The organism is Pseudomonas sp. S3_A09, from assembly GCF_054668065.1.
Genome location: NZ_CP162752.1, coordinates 5,346,721 through 5,366,111, shown reverse-complemented (window position 1 = coordinate 5,366,111; position 19,391 = coordinate 5,346,721). Strand labels below are relative to the sequence as shown.

The 19,391-nt window shown below is 62.7% G+C and carries 17 protein-coding genes and 1 pseudogene; 12 read left to right on the top strand and 6 right to left on the bottom strand.

Annotated elements, in window-relative coordinates:
- Window positions 1-86: 86 nt before the first annotated feature.
- On the top strand, window positions 87-575 hold the full coding sequence (locus tag AB4N92_RS24990) for a DUF1289 domain-containing protein (RefSeq protein ID WP_044287074.1): 489 nt from the start codon (window positions 87-89) through the stop codon (window positions 573-575).
- 77 nt (window positions 576-652) lie between these two features.
- Here AB4N92_RS24990 and mdeB read toward each other — a convergent pair whose 3' ends face one another.
- Window positions 653-3,319: an alpha-ketoglutarate dehydrogenase gene (gene mdeB, locus AB4N92_RS24985; protein ID WP_236267208.1), complete on the bottom strand. Its 2,667-nt coding sequence runs from the start codon at window positions 3,317-3,319 to the stop codon at window positions 653-655.
- A 191-nt stretch (window positions 3,320-3,510) separates the two neighbouring features.
- Here mdeB and AB4N92_RS24980 point away from each other — a divergent pair, with 191 nt between their 5' ends.
- The 3 genes from AB4N92_RS24980 to AB4N92_RS24970 all read left to right on the top strand — a co-directional run bounded on the left by AB4N92_RS24980 (window position 3,511) and on the right by AB4N92_RS24970 (window position 6,250).
- Entirely contained in the window at window positions 3,511-4,425 is a 915-nt protein-coding gene (locus AB4N92_RS24980; protein WP_236267209.1) for a class I SAM-dependent methyltransferase, read from the top strand.
- A gap of 149 nt (window positions 4,426-4,574) precedes the next feature.
- Complete coding sequence (pcsA, locus tag AB4N92_RS24975; protein WP_010210698.1) at window positions 4,575-5,294, top strand: phosphatidylcholine synthase; 720 nt, start codon at window positions 4,575-4,577, stop codon at window positions 5,292-5,294.
- A 176-nt stretch (window positions 5,295-5,470) separates the two neighbouring features.
- Window positions 5,471-6,250: a TSUP family transporter gene (locus AB4N92_RS24970; protein WP_044287071.1), complete on the top strand. Its 780-nt coding sequence runs from the start codon at window positions 5,471-5,473 to the stop codon at window positions 6,248-6,250.
- On the opposite strand, the gene nudC is transcribed toward AB4N92_RS24970, so the two are convergent.
- Complete coding sequence (nudC, locus tag AB4N92_RS24965; RefSeq protein WP_137206270.1) at window positions 6,218-7,051, bottom strand: NAD(+) diphosphatase; 834 nt, start codon at window positions 7,049-7,051, stop codon at window positions 6,218-6,220. The two genes, AB4N92_RS24970 and nudC, sit on opposite strands and share 33 nt — an antisense overlap.
- A gap of 5 nt (window positions 7,052-7,056) precedes the next feature.
- Window positions 7,057-7,869 carry a crotonase/enoyl-CoA hydratase family protein gene (locus AB4N92_RS24960; RefSeq protein WP_137206272.1) on the bottom strand — a complete coding sequence of 271 codons (813 nt, stop codon included), beginning with the start codon at window positions 7,867-7,869 and terminating at the stop codon, window positions 7,057-7,059.
- A 192-nt stretch (window positions 7,870-8,061) separates the two neighbouring features.
- On the opposite strand from AB4N92_RS24960, the gene AB4N92_RS24955 reads away from it, so the two are divergent.
- From AB4N92_RS24955 to AB4N92_RS24940, 4 genes are all read left to right on the top strand, one after another.
- Window positions 8,062-9,309 carry a chloride channel protein gene (locus tag AB4N92_RS24955; protein WP_044287070.1) on the top strand — a complete coding sequence of 416 codons (1,248 nt, stop codon included), beginning with the start codon at window positions 8,062-8,064 and terminating at the stop codon, window positions 9,307-9,309.
- A gap of 97 nt (window positions 9,310-9,406) precedes the next feature.
- Window positions 9,407-9,961, top strand: a complete 555-nt coding sequence (locus AB4N92_RS24950) for a UPF0149 family protein (protein WP_460128530.1) — start codon at window positions 9,407-9,409, stop codon at window positions 9,959-9,961.
- 186 nt (window positions 9,962-10,147) lie between these two features.
- Window positions 10,148-11,404 carry a 3-phosphoshikimate 1-carboxyvinyltransferase gene (locus AB4N92_RS24945; protein WP_010210707.1) on the top strand — a complete coding sequence of 419 codons (1,257 nt, stop codon included), beginning with the start codon at window positions 10,148-10,150 and terminating at the stop codon, window positions 11,402-11,404.
- Window positions 11,405-11,436: 32 nt separating this feature from the next.
- Window positions 11,437-11,826 carry a hypothetical protein gene (locus AB4N92_RS24940; protein WP_010210708.1) on the top strand — a complete coding sequence of 130 codons (390 nt, stop codon included), beginning with the start codon at window positions 11,437-11,439 and terminating at the stop codon, window positions 11,824-11,826.
- A 1-nt stretch (window position 11,827) separates the two neighbouring features.
- Here AB4N92_RS24940 and AB4N92_RS24935 read toward each other — a convergent pair whose 3' ends face one another.
- Complete coding sequence (locus AB4N92_RS24935; protein ID WP_236267210.1) at window positions 11,828-12,427, bottom strand: NAD(P)H-dependent oxidoreductase; 600 nt, start codon at window positions 12,425-12,427, stop codon at window positions 11,828-11,830.
- Window positions 12,428-12,496: 69 nt separating this feature from the next.
- Between AB4N92_RS24935 and AB4N92_RS24930 the strand changes: the two are divergent.
- Window positions 12,497-13,089: pseudogene (locus tag AB4N92_RS24930) on the top strand (TetR/AcrR family transcriptional regulator).
- Between the two features lie 113 nt (window positions 13,090-13,202).
- Here AB4N92_RS24930 and AB4N92_RS24925 read toward each other — a convergent pair.
- Both AB4N92_RS24925 and AB4N92_RS24920 read right to left on the bottom strand, forming a co-directional pair.
- On the bottom strand, window positions 13,203-13,871 hold the full coding sequence (locus AB4N92_RS24925; protein ID WP_010210715.1) for a GNAT family N-acetyltransferase: 669 nt from the start codon (window positions 13,869-13,871) through the stop codon (window positions 13,203-13,205).
- 20 nt (window positions 13,872-13,891) lie between these two features.
- A complete protein-coding gene (locus AB4N92_RS24920) occupies window positions 13,892-14,800 on the bottom strand; it encodes a LysR family transcriptional regulator (protein WP_154846843.1) in 909 nt (302 codons plus the stop codon).
- Between the two features lie 113 nt (window positions 14,801-14,913).
- Between AB4N92_RS24920 and AB4N92_RS24915 the strand changes: the two genes are divergently transcribed.
- The 3 genes from AB4N92_RS24915 (at window position 14,914) to AB4N92_RS24905 (ending at window position 19,388) form a co-directional block, all read left to right on the top strand.
- Window positions 14,914-16,128 (top strand): MFS transporter, encoded by a 1,215-nt coding sequence (locus AB4N92_RS24915; RefSeq protein WP_236267211.1) that lies wholly within the window; start codon window positions 14,914-14,916, stop codon window positions 16,126-16,128.
- 81 nt (window positions 16,129-16,209) lie between these two features.
- Window positions 16,210-17,061: a CAP domain-containing protein gene (locus AB4N92_RS24910; RefSeq protein ID WP_236267212.1), complete on the top strand. Its 852-nt coding sequence runs from the start codon at window positions 16,210-16,212 to the stop codon at window positions 17,059-17,061.
- 149 nt (window positions 17,062-17,210) lie between these two features.
- Complete coding sequence (locus AB4N92_RS24905; RefSeq protein ID WP_021491754.1) at window positions 17,211-19,388, top strand: hybrid sensor histidine kinase/response regulator; 2,178 nt, start codon at window positions 17,211-17,213, stop codon at window positions 19,386-19,388.
- The last annotated feature ends 3 nt before the right edge of the window (window positions 19,389-19,391 follow it).

Here is a 19,391-nt window from a genome sequence, read left to right as displayed (position 1 = left end):
CTTGCCGGCGATGGCGATCATGCGGGCGCCATCGCCGGCAAGCCGGCTCCTACAGGTTTGGTGTTGATACCCGTTAAATAGTTTTTATGCCCAATCAAACCATCAAGACGCCCTGCGTCGGCTTGTGTTCCACCGTTTACGGGGACTTGGTCTGCCGGGGCTGCAAGCGTTATCACCATGAAGTGATCCAGTGGAACGGCTACAACGCCGACGAGAAACAGGCGGTGTGGCTGCGCCTGGAGCAATTGCTGGTGCAGGTGATGGCCAGCAAGCTGGAGGTGTTTGATGCGCACCTGCTGCGTCAGCAACTGGAGAACCGCAAGATCCGTTTCGTCCCGCACCAGTCACCGTATTGCTGGGCGTACCAGCTGATTGCACGGGGTGCGCGGGTGATTTCCAAGCTGGATGCGTATGGGCTGGCATTGCTGCCAGAGTTTCGCGAACGCAGCCTGGCGGATCTTCGGGATGCGATTGACCGGGAGTTTTTCCTGCTGTCAGAGGCGCATTACGAGCGGTACATCGCCCCAGGTTTCCTGAAGGAAGCGTTTGGCCCCGCCCTGATCGCCACGCTCTGAAAAACACGGTGGGAGCCGGCTTGCCGGCGATGGCGACCTTACGGACGCCATCGCCGGCAAGCCGGGCTTTTACGGGTTCAGGCGTTCCAGGAAGCGTCGCGTTCCGCCTGCAGGCCGTAGCGCTCAATCGCCTGCTGACACACTTGCGGCGCCAGGCTGCCTTGCTCCGCCAACGCCGTCAGCGCTGCCAGCACCAGGTGATGGCGATCCACCTCAAAAAAATCCCGCAGCGCCGCCCGCGTATCGCTGCGCCCAAAGCCGTCCGTACCCAGTACGGTGTAGCGGGAACCCAAGTAAGAGCCAATCATCTGCGGCACTGCCCGCACATAGTCGGACACCGCAATCACCGGCGCGCCGTGGGGCAAGCATTCATTCACATGGCTGACCCGCGCCACTGCCTGCGGGTGCAAGCGGTTCCACCGTTCCACCTCCCGCGCATCCCGCGCCAGCTCGCTGAAACTGGTGACGCTGAACACCTCGCTCGCCACCTGCCAATCGTCCGCCAGCAACTGTGCCGCTGCCTGGGCTTCGCGCACCAGCGTGCCCGACCCGAGCAGGCGCACCTGGGCACCGGCCGCGCCTTGCAGGCGATACATGCCCTTGATGATCGCCGCTTCAACCCCTTCCGGCAGGCTCGGCTGCGGATAGTTTTCGTTCATCAGGGTCACGTAGTAGAACTCGTCCACATCCTGCTCCAGCATCTGGCGCATGCCGTGATCGAGGATCACCGCGAATTCCCCGGCGAACGCCGGGTCGTAGGCACGGCAATTGGGCACGGTGGCAGCGGTGAGGTGGCTGCTGCCGTCCTGGTGCTGCAAGCCTTCGCCCCCCAGGGTGGTGCGTCCGGCGGTGGCACCCAGCAGGAAGCCACGGGCGCGTTGGTCGGCGGCGGCCCAGATCAGGTCGCCGACGCGCTGGAAGCCGAACATCGAGTAATAGATGTAGAACGGCAACATGCGCAGGCCATGCACCGAATAGCTGGTCGCCGCCGCGACCCAGGAACTGATGGCGCTGGCCTCACTGATACCTTCCTCCAGGATCTGCCCGTCAGTGGCTTCGCGGTAGCTGAGGATCGAGCCAATGTCCTCCGGCTCGTAGCGTTGACCGACGCTTGAATAAATGCCGATCTGCTTGAACAGGTTGGCCATGCCGAATGTCCGCGCTTCATCGGCCACGATAGGCACGATACGTGGGCCCAGGGCTTTATCCTTGAGCAGGTTGGTCAACATGCGCACGAAGGCCATGGTGGTGGACATTTCCTTGCCGTCGGCGGCCGTGGCGAAGCCGGCGTATGCCGAAACCGCCGGCACGCCGACCGGGCTGGCGCCCTGACTGCGACGGGGCACGTAGCCGCCCAACGCAGTGCGGCGCTGGTGCAGATAGCGCAACTCCAGGCTGTCCTCGGCCGGTTTGAAGAAGCTCAGTGATTCGGTCTGTTCATCGGTCAGCGGCAACTGGAAGCTATTGCGGAAGGCGATCAACGCATCACGGTCCAACTTCTTCTGCTGGTGAGTGGTCATCTTGCCCTGCCCGGCCTCGCCCATGCCGAAGCCTTTCTTGGTCTGGGCCAGAATCACCGTGGGTTTGCCTTTGACCCGACGTGCGGCGTGATAGGCCGCGTGGATCTTGACCATGTCGTGGCCGCCACGCTTGAGACGGTCGATCTGCTCATCGCTCATGCCCTCGACCAGCCGGGCCAGGGATTCGCTCTGGCCGAAGAAGTGTTCACGGTTGTAGGCACCGTCCTTGGCGGCGAAGGTCTGGAATTGACCGTCGACGGTGTTGGACAAGGTGTTGACCAGCGAACCGTCAGCGTCATTGGCCAGCAACGCATCCCAGTCCGAGCCCCACACCAGCTTGATCACGTTCCAGCCCGCGCCGGCGAACAAGGCTTCCAGCTCATCGATGATTCGCCCATTGCCGCGCACTGGGCCGTCGAGGCGTTGCAGGTTGCAGTTGACCACCCAGGTCAAGTTGTCCAGGCCTTCGCGGGCGGCCAGGGTCAGGGCCGACATGCTTTCCGGCTCGTCCATCTCGCCATCGCCGAAGACGCCCCAGACGTGGCGGTCGCGGGTGTCCTGCAAGTTGCGATGCTGCAAGTAGCGCATGAAACGCGCCTGGAAGATCGAACTGATGGGGCCGATGCCCATGGATCCGGTGGGAAACTGCCAGAAGTCCGGCATCAACCACGGGTGCGGGTAGCTGGACAGGCCGCGTGCGCCATGCGCGGACCCGCCTATTTCCTGTCGATAGTGGGCCAGGTCGTGCTCGCTCAAGCGCCCTTCAAGGAACGCCCGCGCGTAGATGCCCGGCGCGGAATGCGGCTGATAGAACACCAGGTCGCCGCCAAACCCTTCGTTGCGCGCGCGGAAAAAGTGGTTGAAACCCACTTCGAACAAGTCCGCCGCACTGGCGTAACTGGCGATATGGCCACCCAGCTCGCCGTAGGCCTGGTTGGCGCGCACCACCATGGCCAAGGCGTTCCAGCGTACCAGCGAGGCCAAACGTTCTTCGGTAGCAAGGTCGCCGGGGAATGCCGGTTGCTGCGCCACGCTGATGCTATTGATATAGGGCGTGCCGTGGCGGGGTTTCCAGTCGATGTGCGCAGCACTGGCGTCTTGAGCCAGCAGGTCGAGGATCTGGCGCGCCCGCACGGGGCCGGCGTGGGTGACCAGGGAAGCCAGGGCGTCGCGCCACTCATCCAACTCTTGCTGATCAATCACCGCATTCGTGAAACCGTTCATGGGCACCTCCGGCGTTTTTTTCCAGTTTATGTCGGTGCTGGAGGATTTTTTGCCTGTTATCAGGCGTTCACCGTTGAATTTTGAGCATGAATCACTCCCAGGCTTCGTTTTACCAGCACGTTATGCTCCAGCAGGACGAAAGCCCGCAATTGTGTTTAAAATGCCGCCCGCTCAACGACCGACGCTTAACGATGACCCCAGACGTACTCGCCACCCTGCACACTCACCTGCTCACCGCCCTGGCGAACCCACCGGCTGAAACCCGTCGCCTGTTCCACGGCCGTGGCCGCTGCTGGCCGGGCCTGGAGCAACTGACGGTGGACTGGTTGCAAGGCGTGCTGTTGGTGGCGTTGTTCAAGGAGCCGGACGCTGCACAACTGGACGCCCTGAAACAGCTGCTGCAAACCGAGTTCGGTACGTACACCGTCGCCCTGCAACACCGCTACCTGCCGCAAAGCACCACTGAATGGCTGGCGGGCAACCCTGTCGACGAGCTGACCATTACTGAAGGCGGTCTGCGCTACCTGATCGACCTGGGTAAAAAACAGAACAGCGGGCTGTTCCTCGACATGCGCTACGGCCGCAACTGGGTGCGCGAGCAGGCCAAGGGCCAGCGCGTGCTCAACCTGTTTGCCTATACCTGCGGGTTTTCCGTGGCGGCCATCGAAGGTGGCGCGGACCACGTAGTGAACCTGGACATGGCGCGTGGTGCCTTGAGCCGTGGCCGTGACAACCATCGCCTGAATGGTCATGACCTGAGCAGAGTCAGTTTCCTGGGCCACGACCTGTTCAAGTCCTGGGCCAAAGTCACCCATAGCGGCCCCTATGACCTGGTGATCATCGACCCACCCTCGTTCCAGAAAGGCAGTTTCCTGCTGACCAAGGACTACCAGCGCGTGCTGCGCCGCCTGCCGGACCTGCTTGCACCACAAGGCACTGTATTGGCTTGCATGAACGATCCGGCCTTTGGTGAAGACTTCCTGATCGACGGTGTCACCCGCGAGGCTCCGGGCCTGCATTTTGTTGAACGGCTACAAAACCCGCCGGAATTTCCTGACATTGATGTGCAAAGTGGCTTAAAGGCGCTGGTGTTCCGCCAGGGCTGATGCCGAAACGTCCTACGCTTGCTACGCTAAGTGATACGCCGGGGTGGTGAACCTTCTTACCCCCTTCCCGGTCGATACCTGCATTCCCCGGCCAGACTCGACGGCGTCACGTTGTCGGCTGCCCCGTTTCACCTTTTGGAGAACCGCCCGTGATATCGACCCTGCATGTAGCCAGACTCAAAGCCTGGGGCGCCCACGGCTTTACCGCCACCGGTGTGGTATTGGCCTTTCTGGCTACCCTGGCGCTGCTGGAAAACTCACCCAAGGCCTGCCTGTTGTGGCTGGGCCTGGCGTTGGTGGTGGACGGTGTCGACGGTTCACTGGCGCGACGCGTGAATGTCAGCACGGTTTTGCCGAGCTTCGACGGTTCGGTGCTCGACCTGGTGATTGATTACCTCACCTACGTATTCATTCCAGCGTTGTTCATCTACCGCTACATCGACCTGCCGGACTTCACCCACCTGTTTGCGGTGTCGGTGATCCTGGTGTCGTCGCTGTTCTGCTTCTGCAACGTCAACATGAAAAGCAAGGACAACTACTTCGTGGGCTTCCCCGCCGCGTGGAATGTGGTGGCCTTGTGCGTCTATATCATCCAGCCGGAAGCCTGGGTCACCTTGCTGACGGTGATCGGCCTGGCCCTGCTGACCGTGACGCCGATGAAATTCCTGCACCCGTTCCGGGTGAAGCGTTTCATGCCGATCAATATCGCGGTGACCACGATCTGGCTGCTGTGCAGCTTTTTGATGGTGGTGGATTACCCGAATACCAACCCGTGGACGTTCGGGCTGTGGTCGTTAATGTCGGCTTACTTCCTGGGGATTTGTATCTGGCGCACGGCGCTGGAATGGATCGAAAAACGTCACGGTTGATCGCAGTTGAAGATGTGGGAGCGGGCTTGCTCGCGAATGCTGAGTGTCAGTTGGTACATCGGGTACTGATACACCGCATTCGCGTGCAAGCCCGCTCCCACATTTGGATTTGCGTCTAGCTGGCGAGTAAGATGGCGGCCTTTCGCTTAGCGCCCTGCCAATCATAAGCCCAGCCCATGCCCTTCGAACTCAGCGTAGACCTCACCACCCTCGCCATCCTGGCCGTTGTCGCCTTTATCGCCGGCTTCATCGACGCCATCGCCGGCGGTGGCGGTTTGCTCACCACCCCTGCGCTGCTCACCGCCGGTATGCCACCGCACTTGGTGCTGGGCACCAACAAGCTCAGTTCCACCTTCGGCTCGGCCACCGCCAGCTTCACCTTTTATCGCCGCAAGCTGTTCCATCCGCGCCAGTGGGTGCATGCCATCGTCGGCACGCTGGTCGGCGCCCTCACCGGCGCCGTAGTCGCCCACTACCTGCCCGCCGAAACCCTGAACAAGATGCTGCCGGTGATCGTGTTCGCCTGTGGCGTGTACCTGCTGTTTGGCGGCACGCCCAAGGCACCGCTGGACGCCGATGCGCCGATCAAGAAGAAATGGCAATCCACCCAGGGCTTCAGCCTGGGCTTCTACGACGGCGTGGCCGGCCCCGGAACCGGGGCGTTCTGGACCGTCAGCACGATGCTGCTGCACCCCATCGACCTGGTGAAAGCCAGCGGCGTGGCGCGCAGCATGAACTTCGTCAGCAACGCGGCGGCGCTGACGGTGTTTATCATCAACGGCTCGGTGGACTGGATCGTCGGCCTGGCCATGGGCATCTCGGTAATGTGCGGCGCGTTCTTTGGCGCACGCAGCGCGATCAGCGGCGGCGCCAAATTCATTCGCCCGGTGTTTATCACCGTGGTCCTTGGCCTGACAGTGCGCCTAGCCTGGCAGCACTGGTTCAGCGTGGCCTAGTCGACGGGCCAGGTAGAGGTCGATCAAGTAACGCGCAATCGAGCGAGAGGCCGGCAACGGCGGCAGGTCGTGGATGTTGAACCACTGCGCGTCCTCGATTTCGTCCGCCTGGGGCACGATGTCACCACCGGCGTACTCGGCATGGAAGCCCAGCATCATCGAATGAGGGAACGGCCAGCATTGGCTGCCCATGTACTGGATATTCTTGACCTCTACCTGCACTTCTTCGCGTACCTCGCGGATCAGACAGTCTTCGGCCGACTCGCCCGGCTCGGCAAAACCCGCCAGCGTGCTGTACACCCCCGTGACAAAACGTGGCGAACGCGCCAGCAGGATCTCGTCGCCACGGGTCACCAGCACGATCATGCTCGGCGAGATCCGTGGGTAGCTGCGCAAGTCGCAGGCCTCGCAATACATCGCCCGCTCGCGTGGCACCTGGACCATGGCCTGGCCGCAACGCCCACAAAACCTGTGTTCACGCGCCCAGGTACCGATCTGTGCCGCATACCCCAGCACTTTGTAAAGCGTGTGGTCGCCTTGCAGCATGAAGCCGCGCAGACCCTGCCAGCCGCAGCCCGGTACTTCAGCAGGGGCATCGAGTTCCAGCAGGTACACCGGTTCGCCATCAAGGTGGCCAATGCCGTGTTCGGCGAACACCGAGAGGTCCTGGCGCTTGAGCCACTCCCGGGGAAACAAGGGGCCATTGGTGTCGTGTAAAAAGCCCTCGCGGCTGCGGGCGACGGCCCAGCCACCGGGGGTGTCGTTGTCCAGCAACGTTGTGGTAATCCAGCCTGGGGTCATGTCAGTCAATCCACGAATTCGGGTTTCTGCTTACTCATGTGGGCCGCGATGGCCACGCGCAGGTCGTTGGATTGCAACATAGCCGCGTTCCAGGTGGCAACGTATTCCAGACCATCATTGACTGTATGGTCACGCATGTAGCTGATCATGGCCTTGGTGCCGGTGACGGCTATCGGCGACTTGACGGCGATTTCATGGGCGATTTCCATGACGCCGGCCAACAGGCTGTCCTGATCGGGATAGACGCGATTGACCAGGCCGATGCTGCGCGCCTCTTCAGCGCCAAACTGGCGGCCCGTGTAGGCAAGTTCGCGCAGCATGCCGTCGCCGATGATGCGCGGCAGGCGCTGCAAGGTGCCGACGTCGGCGGCCATGCCAATGTCGATTTCCTTGATGGAAAATTGCGCGCCCTCGGCGGCGTAGCGCATGTCGCAGGCGCTGATCAGGTCGATGGCGCCGCCGATGCAGTAACCCTGGACCGCCGCCAGCACCGGCTTGCGGCAGTTATCGACGGCATTGAACGAGGCTTGCAGTTCAAGGATCTTGCGGCGCAGCAGGCGCGCATTGCGGCCCACGTCCTTGCCGAACTCGTTGGCCACCGAGGCCAGCATCATCAGGTCGATGCCGGAGGAAAAATGCTTGCCTGCACCGCTAAGCACCACGGCGCGCACGGCGTCGGTGTCCTCGATCCATTGGAAGATGTCGATGATCTCGGTCCAGAACGCGGCGTTCATCGCGTTGATCTTTTCCGGGCGGTTGATCTGCACATGGGCAACGTTGCCGATGAGTTCGACGACAAAAGCGTGGTATTCGGACATGGCAGTGATCCCTGACTGGCGAGTGATAAGGCCCGAACTATAACAAGGGAACGTCACGGCACATCGGCCAAAAACGGGACAGGCCAATGTGATGGAATGTTGTGAGTGATCACTTCATGCAGCACCGATACATTTCACCCAAGGCGGCCGATTTATCGGCTATACAATCAGGGCCATTGCCTGGAGCCGCCTATGCCGACTACGTTTCGCTCAACCTTGATCCTGGCCCTGGTGGTCGTATTGACCGGTATCGGTGCCGGGTTGGGCGGGATGCTGCTGGCATTGCTCCTGCACGGTATTCAGCACCTGGCCTACGGCTATAGTCTCGACAGCCTGGTCAGCCATGAAACGTTCTTGCTGGGCGTCACGGCGGCTGCGCCCGAGCGGCGTCTGCTGGTGCTGGTGGTGTGCGGCCTGGTGGCGGGATTGGGCTGGTGGGCAATTTATCGCTATGGCCGGCCGCTGGTGAGCATCAAGCAAGCTGTCGCGGAAAAGATGCCGATCATGCCGCCCAAGACCACCCTCGCCCACGCCGTGCTGCAGATCATCACCGTGGCGCTGGGTTCGCCGCTGGGCCGTGAAGTGGCACCGCGGGAAATCGGGGCATTGGCCGCCACCTGGTTGTCCCTGCGGGCGCGACTCGACCCACAGATGCATCGCCTGCTCGTCGCCTGCGGCGCCGGGGCGGGTCTGGCGGCGGTCTACAACGTGCCGCTGGGTGGCGCGGTGTTTGTGCTGGAAGTACTGGTGGGCGCGTTCAGTTGGCCAGCGGCGGTGATTGCGCTGGCGACCTCGGCGATTGCGGCCTCGGTGGCGTGGATCGGGCTGGGTGCGCAATTACAATATGAGGTCCCGAACTTCGTATTGAGCCCTGAATTGATCGCTTGGGCGGTGGTTTGCGGCCCGCTATTCGGCGTGGCTGCGTACGCTTTCACCCGGCTCACCGGCAAGGCGCGGGCACAGGCTGCAAGAGGCTGGCGCTTGCCGGTGCTGGCATTGATCAACTTCACCATCATCGGCGGCTTGGCGATGGTATTGCCGCAAATCCTCGGCAATGGCAAAGGCCCTGCGCAGTTGGGTTTCGACAACGAGTTAAGCATCGGCCTGGCGGCTTTATTGCTGGTGGTCAAAGTGCTGATCACCACCAGCAGCCTGCGCGCCGGGGCCGAAGGCGGCTTGCTTACCCCCGGCCTCGCCAATGGCGCGTTACTGGCAATCATCCTCGGCGGCGCCTGGAGCCTGGCGTGGCCCGGCGTTCCCTTGGGCGCGTTTGCGATCATCGGCGCGGCGGCATTCCTGGCCGCCAGCATGAGCATGCCGTTGACCGCGATTGTGCTGGTGGCGGAGTTCACCCGAATCGACCACGACTTCCTGGTACCGATCATCCTGGCCGTGGTGGGTTCGATGTGTGTGAGCAAGCTGTGCCAACGGCGCTGGTAAAAACCCTGCAAAATGCTGGATAAAACCCGGCACACACGCCATCCTTCGCGCTTTAGGCCGCCCCATTCGCGGCGCTCGACGTTTAAAGGATATGCCCATGCACGCCCACCCCCTCACCCCTGCCGAATTCGAGTTCATCGAAAACACCCTGCTCAAGTACGGCGACGACCATTCGGTGCTGAACCTGGCCGAACTCGACGGCTACTTCACCGCCTTGGTGTCCAGCCCGGCGCAGGTGGATGTGGCTGAGTGGTTCCCGGCGATCTGGGGCGGCCAGAACCCGGAGTGGGACAACATGGATGAAGCGCAAACCTTCCTCGAACTGTGCGTGCGCCACATCAACACCCTGGCAAGCCAACTGGCCACCGATGCCCAGGGCTTCAAGGCTCGCTTCGACGAAACCGAACACCAGGGCCAGAACGTGACCCTGGCCGAAGAATGGTGTTTTGGCTACATCCGCGGCGCGGCCATCGGCAACTGGCCGGCACTGCCGGCAGAACAGGCAGCACTGCTGGAAAAAATCTCCTGGTGCGCCGAACAAGACAACTTCGAACTGCCCGCCGACCTGGACGTGCAAGCACACCAGCAACGCGTCAGCGAACTCGAACCGGCAGCACGAGCACTGCACGCGTATTGGTTGGCGAAGCGGTAAAGGACTGCTGGGCGTATCAGAGGGAGCGAGGCGCCTGCATCGCAGGCACGCCAGTTCCCACATACACCGAGTAAATATCAGCGGCCACGACCCCAAGCTCGACAAGCACGGCGTCTATGCCCGATTATTCCAGTCCGCCCGTCGGCCACTCCGTTCCACCTTGCCTTGAATCAGGAGCCTTGTACCTTGAGTTCGCAGAAAACCGTGACCGTTACACCGCCCAACTTCCCCCTCAATGGCAAGGTCGCGCCCCCCGGCTCCAAATCCATTACCAACCGCGCCCTGCTGCTTGCCGCGCTGGCCAACGGCACCAGCCGCCTCAGCGGCGCGCTCAAGAGCGACGACACCCGCCACATGTCCGTAGCCCTGCGCCAGATGGGTGTAACCATCGACGAGCCGGACGACACCACCTTCGTCGTCACCGGCCAAGGCAAACTGCAACTGCCGTCGCAACCACTGTTCCTCGGCAACGCCGGCACCGCCATGCGCTTCCTCACCGCTGCCGTCGCCACCGTGGAAGGCACCGTGGTGCTGGACGGCGATGACTACATGCAAAAACGCCCGATCGGCCCGCTGCTGGCAACCCTCGGCCAGAACGGCATCCTGGTCGACAGCCCCACCGGCTGCCCACCGGTCACCGTACACGGCGTCGGCAAGATCAAGGCCAAGCGTTTCGAGATCGACGGCGGCCTGTCCAGCCAATACGTATCGGCCCTGCTGATGCTCGCGGCCTGTGGCGAAGCGCCGATTGAAGTGGCGTTGACCGGCAAGGACATCGGTGCCCGTGGCTATGTGGACCTGACCCTGGACTGCATGCGCGCCTTCGGTGCCCAGGTTGAAGCGGTCGACGACACCACCTGGCGCGTGGCCCCCACCGGCTACACCGCCCACGACTACCTGATCGAACCCGACGCCTCCGCCGCGACCTACCTGTGGGCCGCTGAAGTGTTGACCGGTGGCCGCATCGACATCGGCGTGGCCGCCCAGGATTTCACCCAGCCGGATGCCAAGGCCCAGGCCGTGATCGCGCAGTTTCCAAACATGCAAGCCACGGTCGTCGGCTCGCAGATGCAGGACGCCATCCCGACCCTGGCGGTACTTGCCGCGTTCAACAACACCCCGGTGCGCTTTACCGAGCTGGCCAACCTACGGGTCAAGGAGTGCGACCGCGTCCAGGCCCTGCATGACGGCCTGAACGAGATCCGCCCGGGCCTGGCGACCATCGAAGGCGACGACCTGCTGGTGGCCAGCGATCCGGCCCTGGCCGGCACCTCGTGCAACGCGCTGATCGACACCCACGCCGACCACCGCATCGCCATGTGCTTTGCGCTGGCGGGGTTGAAAGTCGCGGGGATCCGCATCCAGGACCCGGACTGCGTCGCGAAGACCTATCCTGAATACTGGAAGGCCTTGGGCAGTCTTGGGGTTCAGTTGAGCTATTAAAGGGGTGGCGTCGGAATGGGGAGGCACTGCACATGACAATTCGCCAACCCTGCCCACCCGGCGCCTGCGTCTGCGACCGCGAGCAACTGCTGCAAGCGCCTGGTGCCGACCTGCGCATTCTCAACCTGACACGCCAGGAAGAGAAAAAACTGCTCGACCGGCTGGAAGACCTCAAGAGCCTGCAAGACCTGGAGCACATGCAGCAGCGGATGTACGAACTTTTAGGCATCCGCGTGCACGTGGCCCCCGGCCATACCGAGGTCAAGAGCATGCGCGGTATCCAGATCGTGATCGACGAGCTGCCGGGCATGTGCCGCAAGACCCGCCAATCCATCCCGGCAGCCATCCGCCGGGGCATGGAGAAACGTCCGGAAATCGCCTACCGCCTGCTTGACGCCCACGACCTGTTTCGCGAAGGTTGAATCAACCCGCCACGGTTTCGGTTTCGAACAGCCCTTTGCCCAAGGCCCTGGCCTCGTCCAGATGCGCCTGCGCCGCGCCGCTTTCCGACTCCAGCAACAACGCCGACGTCACCACCTGCGCGCCACAGTAATCAAAGATCCCGTAGTCAATTTGCGTGCGCATCGCGTTGGCGTAGCCGTGTCGATCAAACGCATCGGCGTCCGCTGCACCCAGCGCCAGCAGATGCACCCGCAAGTGCCGCAGCTTTTTCACCACCGGGGTGTCGGGGCCGTAATCGATGGCCCAGCCGTTGACGAAGACGCGGTCGATCCAGCCCTTGAGCAGGCCCGGCAGCGACCACCAATAAATCGGGAATGCCAGCACCAGCGCATCGGCGCGGTCGATGCGGGCCTGTTCGGCCAACACGTCGGCCGGAGGCGTGGCGCGGGTACGGTGCACTAAGTGATCGGCGGCGGCGTAGCGCGGGTCGAAACCTTCCGCGGCAATGTCGGCGATTTCGAAGGTGTGGCCCGATGCAGTAAGGCCGGCTGACACCTGCGCAGCCACGCTATGGGTGAGGGATTGCGGGTCGTGATGAGCAACAACGATGAGTGCGTGCATGACATTGACTCCCTTTGGGGTTAGCCTAGGCTTAAGTTACGATTAGTAAGTTACTTTTGGTATATAAGCATGTCGAGCAGCGAATCCACCTCCCCCGCCGTCGCCTGTCCCGTGAAGATCGCCTGCGCCAACTCTTGGAGGTGGCCTGGCAACTGGTGCGCGATGAAGGCACCGAAGCCCTGACCCTTGGCCGCCTGGCGGAGTTGGCGGGGGTGACCAAGCCGGTGGTTTACGACCATTTCGTCACCCGTGCCGGATTGCTGGCGGCGCTGTATGAGGACTTCGATGCGCGCCAGGATCAGGTCTTCGCCAACGCCATCGCGGCCAGTGGCGACACGCTGGACGAGCGTGCCTGGGTGATCGCCGAATCCTATGTGGATTGCGTGTTATTGCAGGGTTGGGAAATCCCGGGGGTGATTGCGGCCCTTAGCAGCTCGCCGGAGCTGGAAGCACTCAAGCGCCAGTACGAGGCGATCTTCCTCGATAAATGCCGCGACGCGCTGTCGCCCTTCGGTCGCGTGTCCCAGGCGGGACTGCGCGGCATGCTGGGCGCTGCGGAGGCGCTGTCCCAGGCGGCAGCCAGCGGCGAGATCAGCCGTGAAGAGGCGAAGCAGGAGTTGCTGGCGACCATCCTCGCGATGGTCAATCGCAGTCGCATGTGAATAACGTCTGACAGGCGAGGAATAAACCGGCACGGCGGGCGTGTCATTACCGATGACGGCGTTGGCGGCAACGGCAACCTCGCCAAGCCGTAAGGCCAATGCGGGATTGTCTTTCAGCCCCGATCCTGTAGAAACAGCTGCACCCGGCGCGCCAGTTGATCAAGGTGCCGATCGCGTTGTTTCTCGGCATCCACCATGGCGCGCTTGCCGTGCTTTTGCAGCAGGTAGGTATGAATCTGCCGCACTTCCAATGAGCGGTAGATCGACGCCACATCCAGCACGCCCATCAAGCCCTCCGTGCCGTAGTCCCGCGTGTTCATCAGCACCTGGGTACCCCGCGCGCCGCGCACTTGGAAACCCATGCCCTCGAACGCCGGCACCTTCTCCACTGAGCACGCCAGTTCCGCATGGGGATAGCGGCTCAACACGTCACCCATCATTGCGCGCGCCACACCTTGACGCCGGTAACCGACCTGTACCGCCATGAACGCAATGCCGCAGGCCTCCGGATCGTCCTTCACCGGCAGGTACAGGCAAAAGCCGATGAGTTTTTCCGCTTCCATCGCCACCACCAACTCGACGGCGATGCCTTTGGCGCCGTTCAGCGCCTCCAGGTAAAGATGCACCTCAAAGCCAATGGCATACTGGTAGATGTTGTACAACAGGTTGCTCGGCGGCAGCGCCACGCTGCTGATATCGGTGAGGTTGTCCACCACCATCTGCAGGATCTGAGCATTGATGGGCTCGGGGCACGGCGTGGTGTAGCGGGTAAGGCTGAACATGCAAATTCCTGGGTTTAACGTCAAGGCAGCGCCGATTGTACCTGTTGCAGCCCACACACCTCACGCAAACATCCGCGCAACCAGCGATGGGCCAGGTCGGCATCCAACCTGGGATGCCAGAGCATCGCCACGGTGAAGGTGGGCAACGTCAGCGGCAATGCAAAGCGGTGCAGGCCCTCGGTTTGATGGGCGGTGTAGCGTTCCGGCACGCTGGCGATCAAGTCAGTGTCTCGGGCCAAGGCGATGGCAGCGGCGAAACCGGCGACAATGGTAGTGATCTGTCGCGTGAGGCCCTGGGATTCAAGTAAGTCGTCGATCTGGCCTCGATCCTGGCCCCGTCGGGATACGTAGACGTGCTGACCTGCGGCATAACGCTCGACGCTGACGTCACCCCAGCTGAGGGGGTGGCCACTGCGCACAACGCCGACCAGGCGATCGCGAAACAGCGCCTGGGTCAGCACTTCCGGGCCGGCAGTGGGGTCGACCACCCCGGTCTCCAGGTCGACGCTGCCTTCGCGCAGCAAGGTGCTGTCCTTGTCGGCCTTGTGGATGAACCGCAAGCGCACGCCGGGCGCGTCCCTGGCGGCGCGGGCCAGCAATGCCGGACCGAAATTTTCGACAAACTCTTCGCTGGTACGCAGGGTGAAGGTGCGCGTCACCTGGTTCATATTCAGGGATTGCACGGGGCGCAGCACGGCATTGGCCTCTTGCACCAGACGACTGACCTGATCACGCAACTCCAGCGCCCTGGGCGTGGCCACCAGGCCGCGACCCGCGCGTACCAGCAAGGGGTCGCCGGTGGTTTCGCGCAAACGGGCCAAGGCTCGGCTCATGGCCGAAGGACTCAGACGCAGGCGTTTGGCCGCAGCCGCAACACTGCCTTCGGCGAGCAGCACATCCAGGGTGATCAGCAGATTGAGATCGGGCATCAGCACTCCTTATATGGCGTTGGGTGCACGTATTAACTGCACACCATGCGTCTTCCGCCATGTTAAGCCACACCGTAGATTTGTGACAGTTGCCTTCATTCAAGGAATTGTCCATGCAAAGCACCTCACGTGGCAGCCTCGTCAGCCTGTCCCTTTCCATGTTGCTGGCCTCCCTGGGCACCAGCATCGCCAATGTCGCGCTGCCCAGCCTGACACGGGCGTTTGATGCCTCTTTCCACGCCGTGCAATGGGTGGTGCTGGCCTATCTGCTGGCAATCACGGCGGTGATTGTCAGCGCCGGACGTCTGGGCGACCGGTTCGGACGGCGGCGGTCGTTGCTCGCCGGGTTGCTGCTGTTTGCCGTGGCGTGCGGGTTGTGCGGCATGGCGTCGTCCCTGGCGTGGCTGATTGCAGCGCGCGTCCTGCAGGGCCTCGGCGCAGCAGTGATGATGGCCATGGCCCTGGGCATGGTCGGTGACACCGTCACCAAGGCGCGTACCGGCCGGGTGATGGGTTTGCTGGGCACGATGTCGGCCGTTGGCACCGCGATGGGGCCCAGTGTCGGCGGCGTGTTGCTGAGTGTGTGGGGCTGGCAGGCGATCTTTCTGGTTGGCGTGCCATTGGGATTGGTGGCGGTCGCCCTTGCCTGTTGCTATTTGCCGGTTGATCGGCCCCACGCGCGCTCCTCGGCCGGCTCAGGTTTCTGGCCATCATTAAAAGATGCGTCGTTGCGCACCGGGTTGGTCATGAGTGCCCTGGTGGCCGCTGTGATCATGGCCACGTTTGTGGTCGGCCCGTTCTACTTGTCCCAAGGACTGGGACTCGATCCCGAATGGATGGGCTTGGTCATGGCGGTCGGCCCCTGCGTCGCGGCCATCACCGGCGTACCGGCCGGCAGGCTCACCGACCGCCTCGGCAGCCCGCGCATGACGCTGGCCGGCCTGGGCATGATGGCCTGTGGCGCCCTGCTGCTGGCCTGCGCTTGGGGTCTATTCGTCTATTTGGGCGCCTTGGTGATCCTGACCACCGGCTACAGCCTGTTCCAGGCCGCCAACAACACTGCCGTGATGGGCGACGTGGAGGGCGCGCGTCGTGGCACGGTGTCGGGCCTGTTAAACCTGTCACGCAACCTGGGGCTGATCGTCGGCGCCTGGGCATTGGGGGCGGTGTTCGCCTGGGCCAGCCCGGATGTCACCCGCGCCCTTCCCCAATCCGTGGCCTATGGCCTGCATACAACGTTCAGCGTGGCATTGGGCTTGATCCTGCTGGCCAGCGTGATGGCATGGCGCCGCTTTGCTGCTTTCAACGGCCTCCAGAACATCCATTGAGGCAAAAAAACAAAAAAGGCGTTGCGCCAGACCGGGTTACATCGCGCATCATGGGCACTTTCAAGCTCAAGGGTAACGTCCATGCGCGTTCTGTCATTGATGATGGGTCTTACGACGCTGGCCGCCAGTACGGTGTTCTGCGCCAGCGCGATGGCGAATGAAGAAAGTCAGTTGGTACAAGAGATCAACCAATACCGCAGCCAGGTGCAGCGCTGCGGCGGCCAGGGTTCCCAGGAACTGCCACCGCTGACCAGCGATACGCGGCTGGTGCTGCCGGCCACCAATGTCGGTGACCTGCAGCAGGCGCTGGCGCGGGCCGCGTACCCGATGGTCAACGTGCAGGCCATCAGCCTGTCCGGCCCCAAGGATGCCCAGGCAGCCATGAAGGCCGTGCGCGAAAGCTTCTGCCGCGTGGTGCTGGATCCACAATTTGTCGATATCGGCGTGAGCAACAGCGGCCAGGACTGGCGCATCGTGCTCGCCCGTCCACTGCTCACCAGCGGCCTGGGCGACTGGCAGACCGAAGGCCGGCAGGTGCTGAACCTGATCAACACCGCGCGTTCGCAGCCGCGCCAGTGCGGCACCCAGGCCTTTACCGCGACCACACCTTTGTCCTGGAACGAAGACCTGGCCAGCGCTGCCAACAGCCACACGCGCAACATGGCCAATGGCAATTTCTTTGACCACCTCGACCATGACGGCCGTACCCCTGGCGACCGTGCCGAACTGGCGGGATACATCGCGAAGAACATCGGCGAGAACATCGCCGCCGGCCTGGATACCCCACGCAAAGTCGTGGATGGCTGGCTGGCCAGCCCGGCCCATTGCGCCAACCTGATGAACCCGCAATTCCGTGAACTGGGCGCGGCGTATGCCATGGACCCGAAGAGTGATGCAGGGATTTACTGGACGGGGGTTTTCGGCGCGCAATAAGTCAATGTGCAGGTCGATCAAACGGTTGCAGCATCAAATCGCCATCTCATGGATAATGGCGCTGAACTTGGCAGCGGTCATTCCGGTCTGTTGATAGTTAACCTGACTTCAGGCGTTCGACAGGCGGTGGCAAACAAGGTGTTCTCGCGATGAATTGGCTGCAAAGCAGCAGCGACATGGCTGAGCGGGTTCGCCTGCATGATTGGGCAAGCTCGCCCCTGGGGCCGCTGGAGCAGTGGCCGGATGTGCTCAAGACCACCGTGGCGCTTTGCCTCGCCTCAAGCTTCCCCCAATCCATTGTGTGGGGGCCGCAGTTGACCATGCTGTACAACGACGCCTTCATCCCGATTCTGGGGGACAAGCCCTATGCGCTGGGCCGCCCGTTCAGCGAGGTGTGGCATGAGGCGTGGGCAGACATCGGCCCCATCGCCAATGCGGCGTTCGAGGGGCATGCCACCTACATCGAGAACTTCCCCCTGCTGATCGAGCGCGGCAACGGTTCCGAGCAGGCGTACTTCACCTTTTGCTACAGCCCGATCCGCGACCCTCAAGGCAGGGTCGTGGGCATGCTCGACACCGTTACGGAAACCACCGCCACCGTGTTCCTCGCCCGCCGCCTGGCCGTGCTGGATGCCGTGGGCAGTGCGGTGGCCAATGCCACCGACGCCGAAACCATCATGTCCACCACCACACGCCTGCTGGCTGAGCACTTGCAGGTGTCCAACTGCGCTTACGCGGACATGGACGCCGACGAAGACGGCTTCACCATTCGCGGCAATTGGGCGGCACCGGGCTCGCCCAGCATTGTAGGGCGCTACAGCCTCGCCTCGTTCGGCGCACGGGCAGTGCGGCAGTTGCGCGCGGGTGAGCCACTGGTGGTTGAGGACAACCGGGTGGAGTTCCCACCCGAGGAAGCCGCCAGCTATCAGGCCCTGGACGTCCTGGCGACGGTGTGTTTCCCACTGATCAAGGACGGCCGCCTGACCGCCTTGATGGCGGTGCATCACAAGAAGGCGCGCGTCTGGTCACCCTACGACCTGGCGCTGGTAGGCGAAGTCACCGAACGCTCCTGGGCCCATATCGAACGGGTACGCGCCGACGCCGCCGTACGCGAAGGCCTGGCGGCGTTCACCGAGCTGAATGCCACCCTCGAACAGCGTGTAATGGAGCGCACTGCCGCCCTCACCCAGGCCGAAGCCGCGTTGCACCAGTCGCAGAAACTCGAAGCCATCGGCCAATTGACCGGTGGCGTTGCCCATGACTTCAACAACCTGCTGACCATCATTCGCTCGTCGGTCGACTTTCTGCGCCAGCCCGGGCTTTCCGAAGAGCGGCGCCAGCGCTACATGAGCGCTGTTTCCGACACCGTCGAGCGCGCCAGCAAGCTCACCAGCCAACTCCTCGCGTTCGCCCGGCGCCAACCGCTCAACCCGGAAGTCTTCGATGCGGGCCAGCGGGTCAAGAACATTGGCGAAATGCTTGAAAGCGTCACCGGCGCACGCATCCACGTGCAGGTGCAACTGCCCGAGCACCCTTGCCATGTACGGGTGGACGCCAGCCAGTTCGAAACCGCGCTGATCAATATCGCCCTTAATGCCCGGGATGCGATGGAGGGTCAAGGCACCCTGACCCTGCGCGTGGTCACTGTCGAAGCAATGCCACGGATCCGGGGCGATGCGGAAGCCCGACAACCGTTTGTGAGCATTTCCCTGGCCGATACCGGCAGCGGTATTCCTGGCGACGCCGTCGAACGCATTTTCGAGCCGTTCTTTACCACCAAGGCCGTAGGCAAAGGCACCGGGCTGGGACTGTCCCAGGTATTCGGCTTTGCCAAGCAGTCCGGGGGCAACGTAGAAGTCGTCAGCACCCCAGGGCAAGGCTCGGTCTTTACGCTATACCTGCCAGAGGCGACGCCACAGGCGCTACCTGACGAGCAACCGCAGCAAGGCCCTGCGCCCACGCACGATGCCGCGCAACGCCACATCCTGATCGTGGAAGACAACCTCGAAGTGGGCCGCTTCGCCACCCAGATCCTCCAGGATCTGGGCTACCAGACCACTTGGGCCACCAACGCGGAGCAGGCCCTCGCCTTGGCCGGCACGGACGCCCTGGCGTTCGATGGCGTTTTTTCGGATGTGGTGATGCCCGGTATGACCGGCGTAGCCATGGCGAAAGTACTGCGGCAACGGCGCGCGGACTTGCCGGTGGTGCTTACGTCTGGCTACAGCGAGGAACTGGCCGACAGCGGTTACGAAGGGTTTGAGTTCCTGCCCAAGCCCTACTCCGCCGACCAGGTTGCCCGGGCGCTCGCCAAGGCGATGCCCTGAGCC